Origin of the sequence: Algoriphagus aurantiacus (genome assembly GCF_035156405.1) — a bacterium.
Taxonomy (GTDB): domain Bacteria; phylum Bacteroidota; class Bacteroidia; order Cytophagales; family Cyclobacteriaceae; genus Algoriphagus; species Algoriphagus aurantiacus.
This window is the reverse complement of the sequence record NZ_JAXRUT010000007.1, coordinates 96,529-115,988: the sequence shown is the minus strand read 5'-3', so window position 1 is coordinate 115,988 and position 19,460 is coordinate 96,529. Positions and strand designations below refer to the sequence as shown.

The window sequence follows — 19,460 nt, the reverse complement described above, 5'->3', positions numbered from 1 at the left end:
GCTGTTTTCCATTATCGTTGGCAAAGATAGGAGTCGAAGGAGAAAATGCAAATGGCGAGGAGTTATTTTAACCCGAATTATGCATTAGCAATTCTATTGCGACCAGTAATTACTTCAAAATCAGTCACTTCGTTGCTGTTTTTCGACTTCGCCATATCCGCCGCGGCGGACTCAGTCTCCAAACAGCCTGATTTTATTACAATTTATGGTCTCATAACGAAACCTAATGCAAAATCCGGGTTTAACCATTTGCAGGTGTGTTTACAAGGAATCTTTTTCTTTTGTCTCCAATAGTCGGTCTAGCTCTTCCCACTTTCCTGACAAGGCTTCCTCGATCAGTTGATTCCATCTAGCTTGGCTTCCTTTATTTCGGCCATTACTGGTTTGATTGTCGTAGAATTCTTGCAAGTGATTCATCTCTCGATAGGCATCCAAGTAGATGTCATTGAGCGTTGCCTCGTAGAGATTTGGTTCCAAATCCAAGTTCTTCAACTTAAATATCATTCGATCAGCAGCAATCCGAGTGAGATCAAAATGTCTTTGTTCGTGATTACTAGCGTAGTCATCTGCGTCCTTCACCCAAGATTGATTAGGAAGCATATAGACTTTTACGTCGATCGTCTGTACTATTTCCCCATTCTGAATTGAAGCACTGCCTTCAATAGATAAACTACTAAAGATCGCTGCATTGAAGGAGCTTATTGCGTTAGGTTTGTCCGTGAAATCGGCCCAAGTCAAAGGCCTGTCTGGATCATAAAAAACGGTGTCTTTGGTACTTTGCCTTTTTGGATCAAGGATATTCAATCGGACTTTCTTCACCAAAGATCGGTTGCTTTGATATTGGGTAGCCAGCCAGGCATCAAAATATTCCCAGCTATTTTCAAATAGCCTGCCTATTGATGCTTCTATGTAATGCATCTGATTGGCAGGTCTTCCGTAGTTAAGTTTGCTGTTGAAATCAACCAAATGAACTGGTTCATTTTCTCCAGATACAAAGAATCCCATACTCAGTTGTATTTCACCTTTATATCCCCTGCGATCAGCCTGGTATATTTCCTTCAAATCCAGGTTGTATATCTTCACTAGTATCTCATGTGGAGGAAGGTTGTCGGAAGTGATTCTGGCATTGTAAAAGTTATAGGCTTGCTGTGCAAGTTCGCCTCCGAAGTTGGCGGAATATTTATTTCGTTGTGGATCGTATACTTGACCAATCGATTTTTCCACTCGTGAGTCTTTGACCTCTTTGAACACATAATTCCTTTCTTGGGCGGGTTTTCCGTTAGGATTAAGCTTCAGCGTCACTTCTTGCCCCAAGGAATTATCCAGAGAAATCATCAAACAGATAAAAGGCAAAAGCAAGATTTTCATGACTTGAAAAACGAAATAGCACACCAAAAGTTAGTCAAAGGGAATTTGTTAAGAGAATGAGAAAGGTAATTGGTTGTCAAAATCTGGCGACTTTGCTTGATTAAGTTCCTTAAAATTTAAAACTAAAGACTGTTATTTTCTCAAATCTATTAAACGAACCAGCAGGGATATTTGCCCTAAGTGATATATATCGTGATGTAATACTCCCATGATCAACTCGTAGTGGGAATAACTCTTGTCGCCAAATGGCTCATCAAAAATCGTTTCTTCAACTGTCGATAGAAACTGGATCCATTTTGTTTGGGTTTTCTTGAGGCGATCAAGTGTTTTTATCCATTCCTCTTGAGATGGATTAGTAATAGGCTGAATGTAATTGTGAATTGGGCTTAGGTAGGATTTCTGCGGGATGCCATGAAGTACAGCCTCTCTCCAGCCTATGATGTGATTTAGGAGTTCCCAGATGGAATTTGCTTCTGGCGAAAATTTATAGGCAGCTTGCTCCGGATTTATCTGACCTAATTTATCAACCATATTTACACCTAACCATGGATCACCGTTGTATTGCTTAGCAAAAAGGTTTTCTATTCGACGAGATTCTTTCATAGTTGAGTTAATAAAGGATTGAAAGTACAAAAACGAACCAGTTTAACCCATTGAATAAGCTATTAATGAGAATTGCAAAAGTCAAAAAAAGAAGCGTAGCTGTTGACTACGCTTCAATGGACTAGTTGATTTTTGAATTATTTAAAAAGCATAGGAGCAAAAATCGCGAGATAATCCCTCCAGTTTGCCCAGGTATGCCCTCCTTCACTTTCGTAATATTCGTGTTCAAAATCTGTCTTTTCCAATACTGAAAGCAATCGCTTATTTGAGTCCATTACGAAGTCATCGACTCCACAACCCACCCAGTACTTTTCAACACCACTGGATTTCAAAGCAGCAAACTTTTTCTCCAACTCAGCCATATCCGCATTTGCATCAAAAATGCCACTGCTGAAAACCCCGATGTATCCAAATGTGCCAGGATATTCAATAGAGGCGGTAATGGTGTGACCCCCGCCCATGGATAGGCCGGCCAATGCTCTTCCATCTTTATTCTGAATGACACGGTAGCTTTTTTCAATATATGGAATTACATCTTCCACCAGACTTTTCTCGAATTTGCCCTGAAACTGGCTATAAGTTTCTCTGCTTATAGTGGGGGTTCCAGGTTTATTTCTCAATGTGCTAGTCTGCCATGCATTTCCATTGGTCATGACAATTAGCATGGGTTTAGCTTTACCTTGGGCAATGAGATTATCCAAAATATAATTTGCCCGCCCAATTGCCGTCCAGGCATCTTCATCTCCTCCTGCACCATGCAAAAGGTATAGAACCGGATAATCCGTCGTAGAGGATTCATATCCAGGAGGAGTATAAACGTACATTCTTCTGTAGCTGTCCAAGGATGGCGACTGATACCAAACATTTGAGATGTTTCCATGTGGTGTATCATTCAGTTCAAATACTTCTGACCCTGCACCCGGCACGATCAGCAAACTCGCATATCGCGTACCGTCTCTTAATGCTTCGGGATTTGTGGGATCAATAGCCGAAACGCCATCAATAAAGAAATTGTAATGATACATTGAGGACTCTAGAGGATCAATCGTAACAGTCCAGACTCCATTTTCTTCTTTTTTAAGCGGTAAATTTTCTCCAAATCCCATCCAGCTTCCATTGATGGTCACTGCATTAGCGGTTGGAGAAAAGACACGGAAGCTGACTGAATTGTCAGAACTCACCTCTGGGGAAACTACCTTTGGTGCCTGCATGGCACTTATTTCCTGTGCCTGGGCATTTATTGCAGCTCCCATTAGTAAAGAAGCGGCAATGATAGATTTGATAAATTTTATTTTCATGGTTTTTGGGTATTTATTGAAAGAGTTGAGGCACAAATTGAGTCAAATAGACCCTCCAGTTTCTCCAGATATGACCACCTTCTGATTCTACGTATTCATAAGGCATTTCCATGGAATCTAACTTAGCCCTGTATTCGGTATTTGCATCGTAGAGAAAATCAGTTTTACCGATTGCTATCCAATACAGTTTGTACCCGTTTTCCATTTGGGTTTTTAATGTGCCGTCAATATCATTGTACACATTGTTGGTGGCATCTTCGCGTGGCATGATAGCCGCTGAGAAAAGACCGATGTAGTCAAACATGTTTGGATAAAATCTGGAGATATGCATGGTGTGGTAGCCACCCATGGAAAGGCCTGCTATGGCACGATTAGCTTTATCTGCTTTTACCTGATAGTTGCTTTCTACGAAGTTGACTACATCCATGAAATTTGCTTCATATGTTCCATCCATTGTTTTCGGGATCATGAAAGCGGGCTTGTACATTCCTTTGTTTCCTTCTCCAGGAGCTGCATCCTGGATCACATTGCCGTTTGGCATCACTACGAGCATTGGCTTTGCCTTGCCCTGAGCAATCAAATTATCCATAATCTGAGCAGTTCTGCCCAATGCAATCCATGCTTCCTCGTCTCCACCGGCACCATGCAGCAGATATAAAACAGGGAATTTTTCATCAGATTGCTCGTATCCTGGAGGTGTATATATAGTCAGTCTACGATCCATATCCAGTCCCGGAGAATCATGCCAGCGTCGGGCAACAGTGCCATGTGGCACATCCTTCACTCGGTACAAGGCTGCCTGTCCTTCTCCTACAATGAACACATTGGTAACGGAAGCCACGTCACGGATCAGAAAGGGATTACTGGGATCGGTGGTCTTTAGATCATCAACTATAAATGAATAGCTATAAAGTTCGGGTGAAAGCGCATCAGAGGTAAATGACCAAACACCTTTATCGTCTTTTACCAGTTCAACCTTGCCAGGACCATCCATTTCTCCCATAGGAGTTTCCATTTTTACGGTAGGGAGAAAATCTCCGGTCACATGAACAGATGTTGCAGTGGGAGCAAAAATTCGGAAAGTAACCGAACTATCGTCGTGGATTTCAGGTGAAGTGATTTGCTGTGCACCGAAAAGTGCTTCTTGGGCTTGAACGTTCATTCCTATCATGAAAAGCGATAGGAGGGAGAGCAGTAGGTTTTTTTTCATGTGGAAGGGTTCTATTAGGTTAAAATTTTAGGTTGTCGCTTTAAACTGAATTTATCTATTTTTCTATTGTGTCATAAGGACAATTACATGAAAAGCAATAGCATTTCCAAAGAATGTTTAATCAATTCGGTTTTAAACGATAACTCTATGAAGCTATGTGAGGTATTTTTCGCTTAAGTTTCTTACAAATTACAAGGATTTGAGATTATTATCAGGATAGTGATCGCTGACTTGTATTCTATCGGACGAAGTGTGTTCGTAAGCGTACAGGCGATTTATTGGTCTCAAAATCAAATTCACAATTTTTCAACTTTTTCAAAATTAAATTCCCTTAACATTTGACGATTGATGCAACCTCTGGAAAGGTGGAAATTCATAGAAAGTGTCCGCTAGCAATACATGCGAACAGAGATGTGACCATATTTTGTACATGTTTTGTTAAAAAATCGTGAAATGATCAGAATTAAATTCCGAAATCTTGAGAGAAGTTTAATGATCGGAAAAATTTCTCGCTCTCTGCTGATGCATGTCTTTTTGGATTGGTATGCGCTTAGCAATAAGGCAAGCACAACACAAAATCTAAAAATTACTAAACCAACATATTATGAAAACTTTATTGACAGTAGCATTAGCAAGTGCATTATCTTTTAGCTCATTGGTAGCAAACGCAAGTGAAGATTTGAGGGCCCTATCCACAGTAAATTCTAATTACAAGAAAATCAGTGTCACCCTTAATGAGGGTGTGGGAAGTGCCAAAATATCTATCATGGATCAGAATGGCAAAGTGCTCAGTAATAGAAAAGTACGTGTCAAAGGCGAAAATTTGATGGTGCCATATGACATGAACAATTTGCCGGCAGGAGAGTATCATGTTAAAATCGTAACAGATACCGAGGAAGTAACTTACAAAGTAGCAACCACCAACAAACCGATCCCTACAGCTGACTTGCCTTTGATGGCATATGGTAAAATGGTAGATGAAAATACTGTAAGTGTAACTGTAGTAGGATTGATGGAGCCGGGAGCCGATGTGGAGGTGTACTCTGTCGAATCAGGAAAAAAAATCTTTGTTGAGCATATCGATCAGGCAGAGGGATTTAAGAAGGATTATTCTTTCAACCACTTCAATTCTAAAGATGTCTACTTGAAAGTGATTGACAATCAAGGAAGAAGCAAAACGCTATACTTCTAAATACTAAACCAACTTCACTAAAAGCCCTGATTTTCGGATCAGGGCTTTTTTTGGTTTCTGTAACCACGAAGATCACTAAGTTTTCACAGAGGGGTCAATGGCCTTTATTTACTATTACTAAGCCCAAGAATACCCTGCTACTTCAAAGTCGAAGATATTGGCTACAACCACTTTTTTTTCTTAAAGTAAATGATTGGCAAAATAGTAGAGCAAACCATGGCAATCAACACAACGGGATAGCCAAAAGCCACTTTTAGTTCAGGCATTTTTTCAAAGTTCATCCCGTAAACTCCAGCAATCAATGTCGGGAGAGAAATGCATACGGTGACAACTGTGAGCATTTTGAAAATATGATTTTGTTCCAAGTCAATTTTATTCGAAACATTCTCTCTGAGATCATCCAATCGGTCAAAATTGAACTGTATATAATCGGATATCACAGTCAGGTCATTCAGCTCAGCTCTTACACTTTCTTTTAATTCCGCCTGTTGCTCCCAGTCACTCTTGATATATAATCTCAATACCCGGGTGGTCTCAAGAAGTGATTCCTTGATCAGTAAGTTGTTGAAATTATATTTTGTGATGACATCCATGACATTGCTGGAAAATTCCTTTTCTATCAAAATGTCGTTAGCGAGTAATTTTACTTTTCTGCTTAGGCTTTCGGTGATATCTGCAAAATAATCGGAGATAAACTCAAATTGAAATTTGAAAATGCCTCTTAAATCAGGGATTCTACGTAAGGCATTTAGCTTAGCAGGATACATTTCGTTAAAATACGAATCAAGATTGGAACTTGTAAACAGAAATAGCCCTGCCTGAGTGATAATGATAAATAGCGGCTCTTCAATCAGTCTTCTTTCTGAATTGTAAAAGGGCATGGAAAAGTGAAATGCGGCTTGGTTCTCATTTTCCAGAAAATGTGAACTGATTTCTATATCCTCAAAATGCTTCATGATGGAAAAATCCAGCTTATAATTATGCTCCAGCCAGGTCAAATCTGATTGGGTGTAATCCATGAATTGCATGACGTGAAAATCCAGTTCGGAAACCGTCAGTTCATTTGTGCTATGAGCCTTAAAGGACTTTTTATTTTTTAGGAGGATTTCGATCATTGGGTCATTTGTAAAAGGGTAAGCCAGTTTTCTTCTTATTCAATGACTGGGAATGATTTTATTATGCTGGTGTGCTAAATCCAAGGACCTTCCTTTTCCTTACAATCCAAAATGCCACTGCCATATTTGGGACCCAACACAGCCAAGCTACAATTTGATAGGCTGGGATGAATTCCCCTTGATGCAATGTAATTAAAATCGGAAGCCAGATTCTCAGCGTCACTGCTGCAAAGCATGCCGCATAGCTAAAGATCATCCAGTTTTCGTGTGAATCAAAATCCTGCTTTTTGGCAGTAAGCCATCCCATCATCGTGGTGCCAAACCAGATAATTCCCAAGGATACAAAACCAAGGATACTGACCATTCCACCTGTAGCATGTATGCCAATATATATCCCAGCCAGACTACTGAAGAATGCGGCAGTGACGTAAGCCATTCCGATTTTCTTGTGGAGCTTTCTGTTTCTGTCCCGAAAAGTCTTAGGAAACTGAGTCCAACCGATCAGAAGAGCCAAACCGCCTAGAACAATATGAGTGTAAAAAGCACCATTCCAACTGGGGTTGCTCAACAATTCTTCAGATTTTGACTGCAACAAACCAAAATCTCTTTCCAGAATAAAATATAGGATAGGATACAGACCTACAACTGTACAGAGGAATGCAAATATCCACCAGCGGATCTTTTTTAAGAGCGGTTTCACGTAAGCTTGATTTTTGATCGTTTGGATTCGTAGGTCATAGAATTTCCTGTAATCTAAGGTACTGAATTAACATTATCGTTTTGGCGTCTTTGATCTCTCCAGTGCCTATCCTAGTGAAAGCTTCCTCAAAAGGCATTTCCAGCACTTCTATGTTTTCCTCCTCGTGATCCACGCCGCCACCTTCATTGACTTTCATGTCCCTGGAATAAGCTGCGATAAAGAAGTGGAGGATCTCTGTCACTGAACCTGGGGACATATAAGCTTCAAACACTTTTTTCACATCTTTGACGAGATAGCCCGTTTCCTCTTCGGTTTCTCTACGAATGCAATCTTCCGCATTATCCTCATCCAAAAGACCTGCACAGGCTTCGATCATCATGCCTGATTCATTGCCATTGGTGTAAGTTGGTAAACGAAACTGCCTTGTAAGAATGACGGTTTTCTGTTCCAAATTATACAATAGAATGGTAGCACCGTTTCCTCGGTCATAGGCTTCACGCTCTTGGGTGATTATTTCTCCATTCTTTTTTGTGAATTGAAAAGTGATTTTACGAAGGGTATACCAATTATCAGAGAGTACCTCTGTCTTTATAAGTTTGATGTCTTTGATCATGAATAAATTTTTAAAAAGAAATCCAGAGTTTAGGCTGGGGAACGCTGGCTCTTTAAACCCTGGCTCTATAACAGTGTGAAATAGCGGGTGATTCAAAATATGACAGGCATGGAATGAATTTTATTGAAAGGAAATAGTTTGACTAACTGTTGAACCTGCACTATCAGATTCAGGAAGAGCAAATTGAATTTTTTGTTCCTTGGTTCCAATTTTAAGTTTCACTTCAATTGAGCCTTTAAGTTTTTGGGTGGGCTCTGAAAGTGAAATCTTCCATTCACCAGACCCTAGTTCTTGTAATTGAACCAGTGCTGGTTGATTGACTTCCAACCGGATATTATCCCAATCCACTTTTCCTTTTTCATAAAACACACATCCAATTAAACCCGAGCTACTGTCTTTAACTGCTTGAATAGTTGATGAATTTGATATAATTGTTATCGATGAGATGTCCTTTTTCAATAAATCCTCAGGACGCTCTACTCCGGGGATTAGGATATAGGAATAAGACGCATCTTTGGGGTTTTTTCCATGATTGATCCAAAGTTTAAATAGCTCTTTCTCAATAATTCTGGAAGAAGAATTGGCATTTATTTCTGCCCAAGAGCCAGATTGATTTTTAGCCTGGAGCATCACATTTTGATTTTCGGGAAAATAATAGCCTATATTATCATGATAGATCCATTGGGTGTTTTTTAGGTTTGTCTCTTTCCCGGAGTCAAACTCATTAAAATCAGTTTTTTGAGCTATAAAAACTTGCCCTTTTAACCAAGACTGATTTAAGGTGGTGTTGATGTATTCTTCCCGTTTTGCGGTTATTGCTGATCCTAAACAGATTATTTTGTCATCAAAAAAGAACCAGCTTTTGTGGGCACTGGTGCTATAATCTGACATTTGATAAGCGGAAATTCCATTTGTACCGTCACTTACTCCTCCGACAAAATCTGCATTGCCCCTCTCTGCATACCATCTATTTCTTTTGGACAATGATTTATTTTCCGGGGCTGTAGTGCCAGGTATTTTATTCCATTCCCAATTAGGGAAAATATTGAAGTATTCATCCCCATCCACTGCAATATAGGTAGCACCTTCAGTGAGGAAATGTCCAATCAGATTTTCACCATTTCCAGATTCTGTGCGCACTGTCCTGCTGGAAGCAATATTCAGCCCAACCATAAATTCAGGTCTGTGATGCACGGTGTAATCTGATCTCCAATAATAAATATGCCTTGGGGAAATCCCATAGGAGGGGGCAGCTTTTCCTTCTATTCTGTCTATAGCCTGCTGGTATTCCTGTTGGTGGCTTTCAAGGTCTATATTTTTGATTTGCTTGACGATTCCCACATTGACTCTAGTGGCATTATTTCTAGCGATACCTCGTCCGATCACACTGAAATCAACATATCTGCCTCGGATAGTCTGTAAGAAACCATTTCTGGTAAAATCTGAAATCAAGGCAATCTGCTCTTCTGTAAATGAAAAGCTTGTGCCTTTGGTATAAACTGCCACATTTCTAATTCCTGAAATGTATTCTCTTCCATAACCATGAATATAGAGCTCGGGACCATGGGCATGGAAAGACATATCCCGTTGAATTCCATCTCCCATGGTGATTTTGATAGTTTCTGAGGTTGCTTCAACAGCCTGCATGAGCAGTTCAGGATTTTCTGTAAGCACAGCCTGCATGATCATGTGCTGCGCAATATCTGTTAGGTTAGACCCGTCTTTTGCCGGTGACTGGGTAATAGGGACATTCTTATTCATCCAGCTGATCATGGAATTCTCTAAGTCTTTTGGGATTTCAGGTTCTGCGAATCGCAATGCTATTAATAGCTGTCCGATCTCCTTTGGAACACTGATGCTCAACCACCACCAGTTTTTAGAGCTGGGTGCAGGGGTTAAGTTAATCCAATACTCCATTGCTTGGATTATTGTTGTATGAATATTAGGGTCTTGGAAGAATTTACTGCCTTTGTGGCTGTAGGCTTTTGACAGGATACCTAGTCTTTTGATATGCAAATCAGGCTTCCATCCTGACATGGAATTGTCCGAATAATTTATATCATTCCAATGACCATCTGACTGAATACTTTGTAGTAAGGATTCAGCCTCTTCATTTAATGACTTAGTGTTCGATGTACTTTGATATTCCTCAAAAATTCGTTTCTGAATGATTTCGAAATCCGATTCCCTGTATGCTGAAATGCAATCATATGAACTCAGGGAAAACAATAAAACTAAAAGGAAAGATAATTTCTTCATGACTTTTTTAATAGTTGTCAATTTGAAAGGGAGGCTATGGTGAAAACAGAATACTATCCATTAGATTCCCTTGCTTCCTTTCTATTCGATATAAAGTGATTTTACTCTTTACTGAGAGGCATTTGTTCCCAGTTAAATAGGTACTTGGCAGCGAAACAATTTTATAGCTGGCTGCCCTCCGCATGATCAATCAATTTTCCATCCAGTGTCATGTATTCGCCCATAGCATCAGCTGTCATGCAGGAGTGTACGGGAAGGATACCGAGGATGTCTCCGACTTTCACGGTTGCCAAGAGTTCATCAGAGGCTTTGATGATGCCATGTTCTTGGGATATGCTTTTGAGAAAAGATTTGTTTTCTGGAATAGTCCATCCATTTTCATTGAGATAAACCACCTCACCGAAGTTTTTTAGCCCATTTTCGCCAACCAATACATCTTTGGCCAGATGAACTCCACCACCATGAATCAAAATTTCTTTACGGTCTTTTTTGATATCTACTACAGGCACAGCAAGACAAACAGCTATATCTTTCTTTTCACAGCCACCCAATTCAGCCTGCATCAAATCGTAAAAGACAAAATTCCCTGGCCCCATCTCATCGATATCCTCAAAATCCTCCATCACGGCACATCCAGGAGTGTCTCCAATTCTTGTGACCAAATTAGGGTACTCGGTGCTGTATTTGTTTTTGAGCATTCCTAGCGCATTTCGGGATTGCTCGTAAATAGCGGGAATATCCGGCATGTAATAGGTATGTCCAGGATGCAGATAAAAGCCCTTAAACTTCAGCTTATCTGACTTTTTTGCAATCAATAAAATAGACTCAAGCAGACCAAAATCACTCACTTCCACTCCGGTTCTACCATAACCTGCATCGATTTCAATAAAAAATCCTACTGGATTCTCCAATTGATCGGCGAGCATTTGAGTGGTTTTCGCATTAATCAGTTGAACTGAAATGGATTGCTTAGCTGCAATTTTGTTGAGCTTAGGGATTTCTAGTGGGTTGAAAGGAAAAGCGATGTGGATGTTTACCCAGCCTTGACCAGCTAGATATTCTGCCATTTTTATTGAAGAAACTGTTACTTCAGTAATGTTATATTCTTTGGCCCAATCACCGATTTGGCGGGATTGAGCTGTTTTGAAATGAGGAACAAGCTTCATGTCATGACGTGCAGCCTTATCCGCCATTCGCTTGATATTGGCTCGGCAGATTTTTTCGTCAAGTAATAGTGTAGGGGAGGTTATTTGATCGAGGTAGCTCATTAGTTAGTATTGAGTTTATAAAAATTTTATTGAAAGTAAGAAAGATTTATGAAGTAGGAAATTCGATTTACGACCTTTCTGAATAATGGATAAATGCCTGTGATCTTCTATCCTTTTACTTTAACGCTACTAAATAAAGTACCTGGGGGATGCCTGTATTCTAGAATATTTTGGAAATGGATGGAGTAAAATCAAGAATTGGTGAAAATTGCGCCTTTGCGCCCTTTCGGGAGATTATTTGCGTTGAGAAATTCTTTGCCTGATGCAGGTAACACCGTCAATTCTATTAATTTTGTCCCCCAATATATACGGCTGAAATCGGCCTCAATAGCATTCTAAATTGCCTCAAAACCTTCATGGAAGCAAAGAAAATACGGAGCACCTTTATAGAGTTTTTCCAATCCAAGCAACACCACTACGTCCCTTCGTCACCGATTGTGGTCAAGAATGACCCAACATTGATGTTTACCAATGCGGGAATGAATCAGTTTAAAGATGCTTTTCTGGGCAATGAAATCGCCAAGTATTCCCGAGTTGCCAATTCTCAAAAATGCCTTCGTGTAAGCGGTAAGCACAATGATCTTGAGGAAGTGGGTGTAGATACCTATCACCACACCATGTTTGAGATGCTGGGTAACTGGTCTTTTGGGGATTATTTCAAAAAGGAAGCGATCGAATGGGCTTGGGAATTGTTGACTGAAGTTTATGGACTGGAAAAAGACAGATTGTATGTATCTGTGTTCGAAGGGGACAAGGAGGACAAGCTAGATTTGGATCAAGAAGCCTATGATCTTTGGAAAGCCATCGTTCCTGAGGATCGTATCATCATGGGGTCCAAAAAAGATAATTTTTGGGAAATGGGTGACGTGGGGCCTTGTGGGCCATGTTCGGAAATTCATATTGACCTAAGACCCGATGCTGAGCGTAAGCAGGTAGCTGGAAGAGATCTAGTGAATAATGATCATGAGCAGGTGATCGAGATTTGGAATCTGGTATTCATGCAGTTTAACCGGGTTTCTGATGGATCTTTAAAATCCCTACCTGCAACACATGTGGATACAGGAATGGGATTTGAGAGATTAGTGAGAGCTATTCAGCATAAATCTTCCAATTACGATACCGACTTATTCACACCGTTTATAGGCGCATTAGAGAAAAAATCAAGTAAGACATACGGGTTGAATGAGCAAACTGATATTGCTTTCCGTGTGATCGTGGATCATATCCGTGCAATTTCATTTACCATCGCAGATGGGCAATTGCCATCTAATAACAAGGCTGGCTATGTAATTCGTAGAATCCTTAGAAGGGCAGTCCGCTACGGATATACATTTTTAGGTTTCCACGAACCTTTCTTATATGAATTGACAACTCTAATTGCTGAAAGTTTCGGTGATATTTTCCCTGAGGTAAGACAGCAGCAGGAGTTTATCTCCAAAGTGATTTTTGAAGAGGAGACTTCCTTCCTTCGTACACTAGACAATGGCCTAAAGATGCTTGATCAAATTAAGTCAGAACTAAGTGCAAAAGGAGAGAAAGTAATTACGGGTAAAACAGCTTTTGAATTATACGATACGTTCGGCTTTCCACTCGATTTGACTTCTCTGATCGCACGTGAAAGTGGACTTTCGTTGGATGAAAGCGGCTTTGCCAAAGAAATGGAGGCTCAGAAAACACGATCGCGCGCTGCTTCTGAATCCGAAACAGGGGATTGGGTGATATTGAATGAGGACAGTGGAGTTGAATTTGTAGGATACGATTACCTTAAAGCACATTCTCAGATCATCAAGTATCGTGTCATTTCAGATAAAAAAGGCGACAAATATCAATTGGTCTTGGACAAAACTCCATTTTATGCAGAAAGTGGTGGACAGGTAGGGGATACAGGTTGGTTGATATCTGAGACTGAAAAAGTCAAAGTAATCGACACTAAGAAAGAGAACGATCTGATTGTTCATTTTGTAGAAAAGTTTCCTAATAATCCAGAATCAAATTTCGGTGCTGAAGTAGATGCTGAGAAACGATTTTTGACTGAAAATAACCATACCGCAACGCACTTGCTTCAGGCGGCTTTGAAAGAAGTGCTAGGCGATCATATACAGCAGCGAGGTTCTTTGGTAAATCAGAACTTGCTTCGATTTGATTTCTCGCATTTTAGCAAATTATCAGATGAGGAAATTGCTCAGGTGGAGGACATTGTGAATGAGAAAATCAGACAAAATATCCCACTCTCCGAACAAAGAAATGTGCCGATAGAAGAGGCTAAGAATCAGGGAGCTACTGCACTTTTTGGAGAAAAATATGGAGACTTTGTGCGTGTTGTCACGTTTGACAAAAGTTTTTCTGTAGAACTTTGTGGTGGAACCCACGTTCCCCAAACAAGCAAAATTGGGTTGTTTAAGATTATTTCTGAAGTATCCAGTGCTTCAGGCGTTCGTAGAATAGAGGCGATCACCGCGAAGTCTGCTGAGGATTATTACCGCAAGCAAGAGCACTTGGTGAAAGAGATTCAGGAATTGCTGAAACATCCCAAGGATTTGAAAAAATCAATTGAGTCCTTGCTTCAAGAGAGAAATGACCTGAGAAAAGAGATTGAATCCTTGCATCTGGAAAAAGCTTCAGGAGTGAAGGGGGAATTGCTAAAGCAGTTTGTCTCTGGTGATGGAATCAATACGTTGATTGCGCAAGTGGATTTGCCAAATGCAGATTCACTGAAGAAGCTAGCCTATGAATTGAAAAATGAAGTGGAGCATGCTTTTGTGATTTTGGCAGCAAAAATTGAGGATAAACCACAGATTGCAGTGATGATAGATGAAGAGCTGATCAGCAGTAAAAATTTAAATGCGGGACATATCGTAAGAGAGCTGGCTAAAGAGATTCAAGGCGGAGGAGGCGGACAGGCATTTTTTGCCACTGCTGGAGGTAAAAACCTGGCCGGACTGGAAAATGTAGTGGCTAAAGCAAGAGAGTTGTACCTTTAAGTAATAAGAAAAACACGGGCGGATGCTAAGCGAAGAATTAAGGAAAAAATATCAGTTGGTCATCGGGCTTGAGGTGCATGCGCAGCTTATGACTGAGAGTAAAATGTTTGCTGCTGATGCAAATGAATATGGCAAATCTCCCAATACGCAGATATCAGTGATTACCCTTGGCCATCCGGGTACTTTGCCTAAAGTCAACAGGAAAGCCATTGCCTATGCCATCAAGATGGGATTAGCCTGTAATTCTGAGATTACACGATATAATGTCTTTGCTAGAAAAAATTATTTCTACCCCGATCTTCCAAAAGGCTATCAGCTTACACAGGATAAAGGGCCGATTTGCGTAGGAGGAACCGTGCCGATTCAGCTTCCTGACGGAACCAAAAAGGATGTGTTGCTGAATCGTGTGCACATGGAAGAGGACGCTGGTAAATCTATTCACTTGGCAGATGAACCTGATACATTGGTGGATTTTAACCGTGCGGGGACACCTTTGATTGAGATTGTAACAGAACCGGCTATGCATAGTCCAGAAGAAGCCTATGCTTTCCTTTCCGAAGTGAAAAAATTGGTCAAATACCTAGATATCTGCGATGGTAATATGGAAGAGGGTTCTCTTCGATGTGATGCCAACGTATCTGTGATGCTCAAAGGTTCTACAGAACTTGGTAAAAAGGTGGAAGTGAAAAACATGAACTCCTTTCGAAATGTGTTCCGTGCCATCGAGCATGAACATGAGCGCCTGATCGGACTATTAGAAGCAGGAGAGGAGGTCATCTCTGAAACTAGAACCTTTGATGCGAATACAGGTCTTACTGCCAGTATGCGAACAAAAGAAGATTTAAACGATTACCGTTATTTTCCAGAGCCGGACCTAAGTCCTGTGGTAATTTCTGACGAATGGTTGAATTCTGTGAAATCAACCATGCCTGTTTTACCTAAAGAACTTCATAAGAAATTTGTAGAGAAGTTTGGCTTACCGGATTACGATGCAAGTTTTTTGACAGAGTCGAAGGAAATCGCGCTTTGGTTTAATGAGCTTTGTAGCAAAACCAAAAACTATAAAGCTGCGTCAAACTGGATGATGGGCCCGATCAAATCAAGCCTGAATGAACTTTCTCTATCTACAGATGCTTTCCCGATCAGTAACGATTCTTTATCTTCTTTAATAGCTTTGGTGGATGAAGGTAAAGTAAGTTATACAGCTGCCTCTCAAACTCTCTTTCCTGAGATGCTGAAAAATACCAACGAAAGTCCATTGGAAATAGCACAACGACTGAACTTGATCCAAGAAAGTGATGAGTCTTCGCTGAAACCAATTGTAGAAGAAGTGTTGGCTGCAAACGCTGCAAAGGTCAAAGAATACAAATCAGGAAAAAAGGGGTTAATGGGTTTATTTATGGGCCAAGTGATGAAAAAATCCCAAGGAAAAGCCGATCCTAAAGTAGCAACAAAAATACTGACTGAATTACTAGAGAATTAATCCATGATAAACAAAATGAACGGAATCGTATTTCTTGTCCTCTTATCCTTTTTCTCCTGTGAGGAAAAGCAAGTGAACAATGGAACGGTAGAAATATCAGGTACAATAAAAAATGCACGTGAAGGAGCTGTAATACTTTCCGAATTCACTGATAGCCGCCCTAAAGTATTGGACACACTTCAGCTGGATAATGATGGGAATTTTACTTATGAAATAGCCGTGGATACTCCTACTTTTTATGAGTTGAACATGTATGGGGAGAAACTAATTCGCCTTGCGCTTTTTAAGGATGACGTGAAAATAGCCTACGATTTCGCGAATCCTGAAAGCCTTGTTATGGATGGATCTAAGGATTCTCAGGAAATGCTGAAAATCGAGAAATTGATGGATGCATATCAAACAAAAGTAAATCAGCTGAATGAGTCGTATTATAAAGCAATGAGCGAAAATGATACAGAAACTATTAAGCAGATTCAAACTGATGCGATGGCATTGGAGAGTAATCAATCTACAGAAGTAAAGAATGTAATCAATAGCATGGGGGATAGTTTTGCTTCTCTTGCGGCCATAGGTTTATTGAATCCAAAGAATGAATTCCAGTTTATGGATAGTTTGGTAGCTAAGCTCGATGAGAAATATCCTGAGACAAAGTCCATCATTCAGCTAAAGCAACAATTGGATGAAATGAGGGCACTTTCAATGGGACAAATAGCTCCTGAAATCGAGCTTCCTAATCCTGAAGGGGAAATAGTAAAACTATCAGATTTGAGAGGAAAGTATGTGATGATTGATTTCTGGGCAGCTTGGTGCAAGCCTTGCCGAGAAGAAAACCCTAATGTGGTAAATCTTTATAATGAATATAAGGATAAGGGGTTTGAGGTATTTGGAGTGTCCTTGGACCGGACCAAAGAGGCTTGGGTGGATGCAATAGCAGAGGATGGGTTAACATGGACACAGGTTTCCGATTTAAAATATTTCAATTCAGCAGCTGCGGAACTTTATCAGATTAATGCTATTCCTGCAACATATTTAATCGATCCAGATGGTAAAATCATAGGAAAAGACCTTCGTGGCCCAAGTTTACGAGCAAAACTGCAAGAGATTTTTGATTAAGTCTACTTTACATTTACCCACAAAAAAGCCTTCTGATATTAGTAGAAGGCTTTTTTGTGGGTAAAGAAAATATGAAAGGAAGGAAGAAAAAGTACCAAACAGTCCTTCCTTTAAAAATCGTTTCATTGAAAAAGGAATAGCAAAAGTTGTTTATCACCCGAGACAAATCTACTGAAAAGATTCAAAAGAAAAACAATCCTAAAGCTATTCTTAAACAAATAAATATTAATTTTTCCTGATTTAGATTTAATATTCCTTGAATATTAATAATTGATTACCAAATCAATTATTTGGCTATTTTTTCATAACTGGCGATCACACCTCTTACCATTGCTGAACTAAAACCTTGATGTTCCATTTCATTCAATCCTACAATAGTGCAGCCTTTTGGGGTTGTCACTTTATCAATTGCTGCCTCTGGATGCATGTTTTTTTGGATCATCAGTTCAGCCGCCCCTTTTACGGTTTGGTTTACGATCTTACTTGCCGTAACTGAGTCAAAACCGATTTGAATACCTCCTTGGATCATAGCCCTCATAAATCTTAGTACATAAGCAATTCCACAGGCTCCTAGTACAGTTGCTGCTTCCATGAGACTTTCGTCAATCGGAATGGTAAATCCTATTCCGTCAAATAGTTCGGATACAGTATTGATTTGATTTTCATCTGCGTTTTGAGAGCAAACACAGGTAACAGATTCTTGGATATCTGCAGCGATATTTGGCATAGCCCGGAAGGCAATACTAGTTGGGTCAATTACTTCATACATCTCTGCTATCGTAATTCCCGTTGCCAATGAAATAATAATCTGATTTTTGAGTCTTAGGGAAGACTTGATTTCGTTCAGAATGGGACTGATATTATAGGGTTTCACACCAAGAATAATAATGTCGGCATCTGCAGCTGCAGAAATATTATCACTTTGGACTTTTACACCTAATACAGCAAAACCACTTAGGCTATCTACATGTCTTTTGGTAAGGGTAAGGTTCTTTGGGTCAAAATCATCCCGTTTTAGAAGTCCATTTGCAATGGAAGCGCCCAAATTTCCACAGCCTATTATGGCTATTTTCACTTTCGAAATCATAGAAATTATAATTATTGATTGGATTTGTTAATTAAAGGTAAACAATAAGGCCGTTTTTGTGTGAATTCATAAAATATTATGCAAGCATTATGCTTATAAGCAAATGAAGTCATATAAAATAAATGACAAAATATTTTGATATAAAGTAAACTTTGCTTTACATTAGGTAAAACAATTTTGTCCTATGAAATCGTGCATGACCAAATGGTCACACTGAGGGATGATTCTCTGTAACTCGAGATTCCCGTTTCCTTCGTCACGGGACAGGTTATGGCCATAAAAAAACAATTATAAACACATGAAATCGAGCATGTCGAAAACGACACACACTGGGATGATTATAAATCCTGCGAGATTCCATGTGACCACTTAAAAATCAATTATAAACATATGAAAGAGAAATCAATTTTAAATGTGCCTTTACTTTCTCCAGGTTGGAGGAAAGTAGCCTTTGTGTTTTTTCCACTTCCGGTAATCTTGGTTATTGGAATGGCAATCGTCAGAATGGATGTCAATCCAGATGACGCTGCTCAGATAATTTATGGGTTTTGGGCTATTGGCTTTGGCCTGTTGAATCTTTCGAGAGAGAAAGATGAAGATGAAATGATTAAATCCTTCAGGTTACAAGCTTTCCAAACTGGCTCTTATTGGCTGATTTGGGGTGTCGGAGCTTTGATGCTGATCAACTATCTTCGATTTGATAGAATTACATCAGAGATATTTACAGCTTATTTGGTTCTATTCTTATTGAATGCCTATATCTATGCTGCTTTTCAGTATCAGAAGTACATGTCTACTAAAGACTAAAGTTTCTTCAGAACAAATCAAATTTTGGTCTTTTAATTCAATCCATGAAGAATACAATAAAAGTCGAACGGGCTCGCCATAATATGACGCAGCAGGATCTTGCAGAAAAAGTCAGTGTTTCCAGACAAACCATCAATAGTATAGAGGCGGGCAAATATGTGCCATCAACGGTGCTTTCTTTGAAGATTTCTAAGGTTTTTGGTGTTGACTTAGAGGAGATTTTTGAGTTGGAAGATGGGGATTGATGATCGAAAATAAGAATGTTTCAAAATGCTGAAATATGGAAAGGGAAATCTTTCCTTGCCGATAGATTTTAAAGTATAAGCCTTTTTTGGAATGGCATTTGCATTTTTGCAGCGATAA

Annotated in this window: 16 protein-coding genes; 6 read left to right on the top strand and 10 right to left on the bottom strand. The window is 39.7% G+C overall.

The genetic code is table 11. The features are described from left to right. Positions 1-261: 261 nt before the first annotated feature. The 4 genes from SYJ56_RS09215 to SYJ56_RS09200 form a co-directional block, all read right to left on the bottom strand. Positions 262-1,368 carry a hypothetical protein gene (locus SYJ56_RS09215; protein ID WP_323833681.1) on the bottom strand — a complete coding sequence of 369 codons (1,107 nt, stop codon included), beginning with the start codon at positions 1,366-1,368 and terminating at the stop codon, positions 262-264. Positions 1,369-1,500: 132 nt separating this feature from the next. Then, positions 1,501-1,971, bottom strand: a complete 471-nt coding sequence (locus SYJ56_RS09210; protein WP_323833680.1) for a DinB family protein — start codon at positions 1,969-1,971, stop codon at positions 1,501-1,503. Between the two features lie 137 nt (positions 1,972-2,108). Continuing rightward, positions 2,109-3,269, bottom strand: a complete 1,161-nt coding sequence (locus SYJ56_RS09205; RefSeq protein ID WP_323833679.1) for an esterase — start codon at positions 3,267-3,269, stop codon at positions 2,109-2,111. Positions 3,270-3,282: 13 nt separating this feature from the next. Next, the gene (locus tag SYJ56_RS09200; protein ID WP_323833678.1) at positions 3,283-4,479 is read right to left on the bottom strand and encodes an alpha/beta hydrolase-fold protein; all 1,197 of its coding nucleotides are present in this window, start codon (positions 4,477-4,479) and stop codon (positions 3,283-3,285) included. 604 nt (positions 4,480-5,083) lie between these two features. Here SYJ56_RS09200 and SYJ56_RS09195 point away from each other — a divergent pair. Continuing rightward, complete coding sequence (locus tag SYJ56_RS09195; protein ID WP_323833677.1) at positions 5,084-5,671, top strand: T9SS type A sorting domain-containing protein; 588 nt, start codon at positions 5,084-5,086, stop codon at positions 5,669-5,671. A 161-nt stretch (positions 5,672-5,832) separates the two neighbouring features. Here SYJ56_RS09195 and SYJ56_RS09190 read toward each other — a convergent pair whose 3' ends face one another. From SYJ56_RS09190 to SYJ56_RS09170, 5 genes are all read right to left on the bottom strand, one after another. Then, positions 5,833-6,786, bottom strand: coding sequence for a magnesium transporter CorA family protein (locus SYJ56_RS09190; RefSeq protein ID WP_323833676.1), 954 nt, complete (start codon positions 6,784-6,786; stop codon positions 5,833-5,835). A 61-nt stretch (positions 6,787-6,847) separates the two neighbouring features. Beyond that, positions 6,848-7,486 (bottom strand): DUF2306 domain-containing protein, encoded by a 639-nt coding sequence (locus SYJ56_RS09185; RefSeq protein WP_323833675.1) that lies wholly within the window; start codon positions 7,484-7,486, stop codon positions 6,848-6,850. A gap of 34 nt (positions 7,487-7,520) precedes the next feature. After that, on the bottom strand, positions 7,521-8,099 hold the full coding sequence (gene nudK / locus SYJ56_RS09180) for a GDP-mannose pyrophosphatase NudK (RefSeq protein ID WP_323833674.1): 579 nt from the start codon (positions 8,097-8,099) through the stop codon (positions 7,521-7,523). A 120-nt stretch (positions 8,100-8,219) separates the two neighbouring features. After that, positions 8,220-10,358, bottom strand: a complete 2,139-nt coding sequence (locus tag SYJ56_RS09175) for a polysaccharide lyase family 8 super-sandwich domain-containing protein (protein WP_323833673.1) — start codon at positions 10,356-10,358, stop codon at positions 8,220-8,222. Positions 10,359-10,519: 161 nt separating this feature from the next. Next, complete coding sequence (locus SYJ56_RS09170; RefSeq protein WP_323833672.1) at positions 10,520-11,626, bottom strand: alanine racemase; 1,107 nt, start codon at positions 11,624-11,626, stop codon at positions 10,520-10,522. A 356-nt stretch (positions 11,627-11,982) separates the two neighbouring features. Between SYJ56_RS09170 and alaS the strand changes: the two genes are divergently transcribed. Genes alaS through SYJ56_RS09155 form a run of 3 tightly spaced genes read left to right on the top strand, consistent with a single transcriptional unit; the run spans position 11,983 to position 17,203 of the window. Then, on the top strand, positions 11,983-14,607 hold the full coding sequence (gene alaS, locus SYJ56_RS09165; protein ID WP_323833671.1) for an alanine--tRNA ligase: 2,625 nt from the start codon (positions 11,983-11,985) through the stop codon (positions 14,605-14,607). Between the two features lie 22 nt (positions 14,608-14,629). Further along, positions 14,630-16,090: an Asp-tRNA(Asn)/Glu-tRNA(Gln) amidotransferase subunit GatB gene (gene gatB, locus SYJ56_RS09160; protein WP_323833669.1), complete on the top strand. Its 1,461-nt coding sequence runs from the start codon at positions 14,630-14,632 to the stop codon at positions 16,088-16,090. Positions 16,091-16,093: 3 nt separating this feature from the next. Further along, on the top strand, positions 16,094-17,203 hold the full coding sequence (locus SYJ56_RS09155; RefSeq protein WP_323833667.1) for a TlpA disulfide reductase family protein: 1,110 nt from the start codon (positions 16,094-16,096) through the stop codon (positions 17,201-17,203). Between the two features lie 286 nt (positions 17,204-17,489). On the opposite strand, the gene proC is transcribed toward SYJ56_RS09155, so the two are convergent. Continuing rightward, the gene (gene proC, locus SYJ56_RS09150; protein ID WP_323833665.1) at positions 17,490-18,290 is read right to left on the bottom strand and encodes a pyrroline-5-carboxylate reductase; all 801 of its coding nucleotides are present in this window, start codon (positions 18,288-18,290) and stop codon (positions 17,490-17,492) included. A 390-nt stretch (positions 18,291-18,680) separates the two neighbouring features. On the opposite strand from proC, the gene SYJ56_RS09145 reads away from it, so the two are divergent. Both SYJ56_RS09145 and SYJ56_RS09140 read left to right on the top strand, forming a co-directional pair. Further along, positions 18,681-19,097 (top strand): hypothetical protein, encoded by a 417-nt coding sequence (locus SYJ56_RS09145; protein WP_323833663.1) that lies wholly within the window; start codon positions 18,681-18,683, stop codon positions 19,095-19,097. Positions 19,098-19,141: 44 nt separating this feature from the next. Beyond that, positions 19,142-19,342 (top strand): helix-turn-helix transcriptional regulator, encoded by a 201-nt coding sequence (locus SYJ56_RS09140; protein WP_323833661.1) that lies wholly within the window; start codon positions 19,142-19,144, stop codon positions 19,340-19,342. Positions 19,343-19,460 lie beyond the last annotated feature (118 nt).

Coding starts and splice junctions, on each gene's coding strand:
- SYJ56_RS09140 (WP_323833661.1), top strand. CDS start 19,142: ATGAAGAATACAATAAAAGTCGAACGGGCTCGCCATAATATGACGCAG.
- SYJ56_RS09210 (WP_323833680.1), bottom strand. CDS start 1,971: ATGAAAGAATCTCGTCGAATAGAAAACCTTTTTGCTAAGCAATACAAC.
- SYJ56_RS09205 (WP_323833679.1), bottom strand. CDS start 3,269: ATGAAAATAAAATTTATCAAATCTATCATTGCCGCTTCTTTACTAATG.
- SYJ56_RS09155 (WP_323833667.1), top strand. CDS start 16,094: ATGATAAACAAAATGAACGGAATCGTATTTCTTGTCCTCTTATCCTTT.
- SYJ56_RS09215 (WP_323833681.1), bottom strand. CDS start 1,368: ATGAAAATCTTGCTTTTGCCTTTTATCTGTTTGATGATTTCTCTGGAT.
- SYJ56_RS09170 (WP_323833672.1), bottom strand. CDS start 11,626: ATGAGCTACCTCGATCAAATAACCTCCCCTACACTATTACTTGACGAA.
- alaS (WP_323833671.1), top strand. CDS start 11,983: ATGGAAGCAAAGAAAATACGGAGCACCTTTATAGAGTTTTTCCAATCC.
- SYJ56_RS09145 (WP_323833663.1), top strand. CDS start 18,681: ATGAAAGAGAAATCAATTTTAAATGTGCCTTTACTTTCTCCAGGTTGG.
- SYJ56_RS09175 (WP_323833673.1), bottom strand. CDS start 10,358: ATGAAGAAATTATCTTTCCTTTTAGTTTTATTGTTTTCCCTGAGTTCA.
- proC (WP_323833665.1), bottom strand. CDS start 18,290: ATGATTTCGAAAGTGAAAATAGCCATAATAGGCTGTGGAAATTTGGGC.
- SYJ56_RS09190 (WP_323833676.1), bottom strand. CDS start 6,786: ATGATCGAAATCCTCCTAAAAAATAAAAAGTCCTTTAAGGCTCATAGC.
- gatB (WP_323833669.1), top strand. CDS start 14,630: ATGCTAAGCGAAGAATTAAGGAAAAAATATCAGTTGGTCATCGGGCTT.
- SYJ56_RS09195 (WP_323833677.1), top strand. CDS start 5,084: ATGAAAACTTTATTGACAGTAGCATTAGCAAGTGCATTATCTTTTAGC.
- nudK (WP_323833674.1), bottom strand. CDS start 8,099: ATGATCAAAGACATCAAACTTATAAAGACAGAGGTACTCTCTGATAAT.
- SYJ56_RS09200 (WP_323833678.1), bottom strand. CDS start 4,479: ATGAAAAAAAACCTACTGCTCTCCCTCCTATCGCTTTTCATGATAGGA.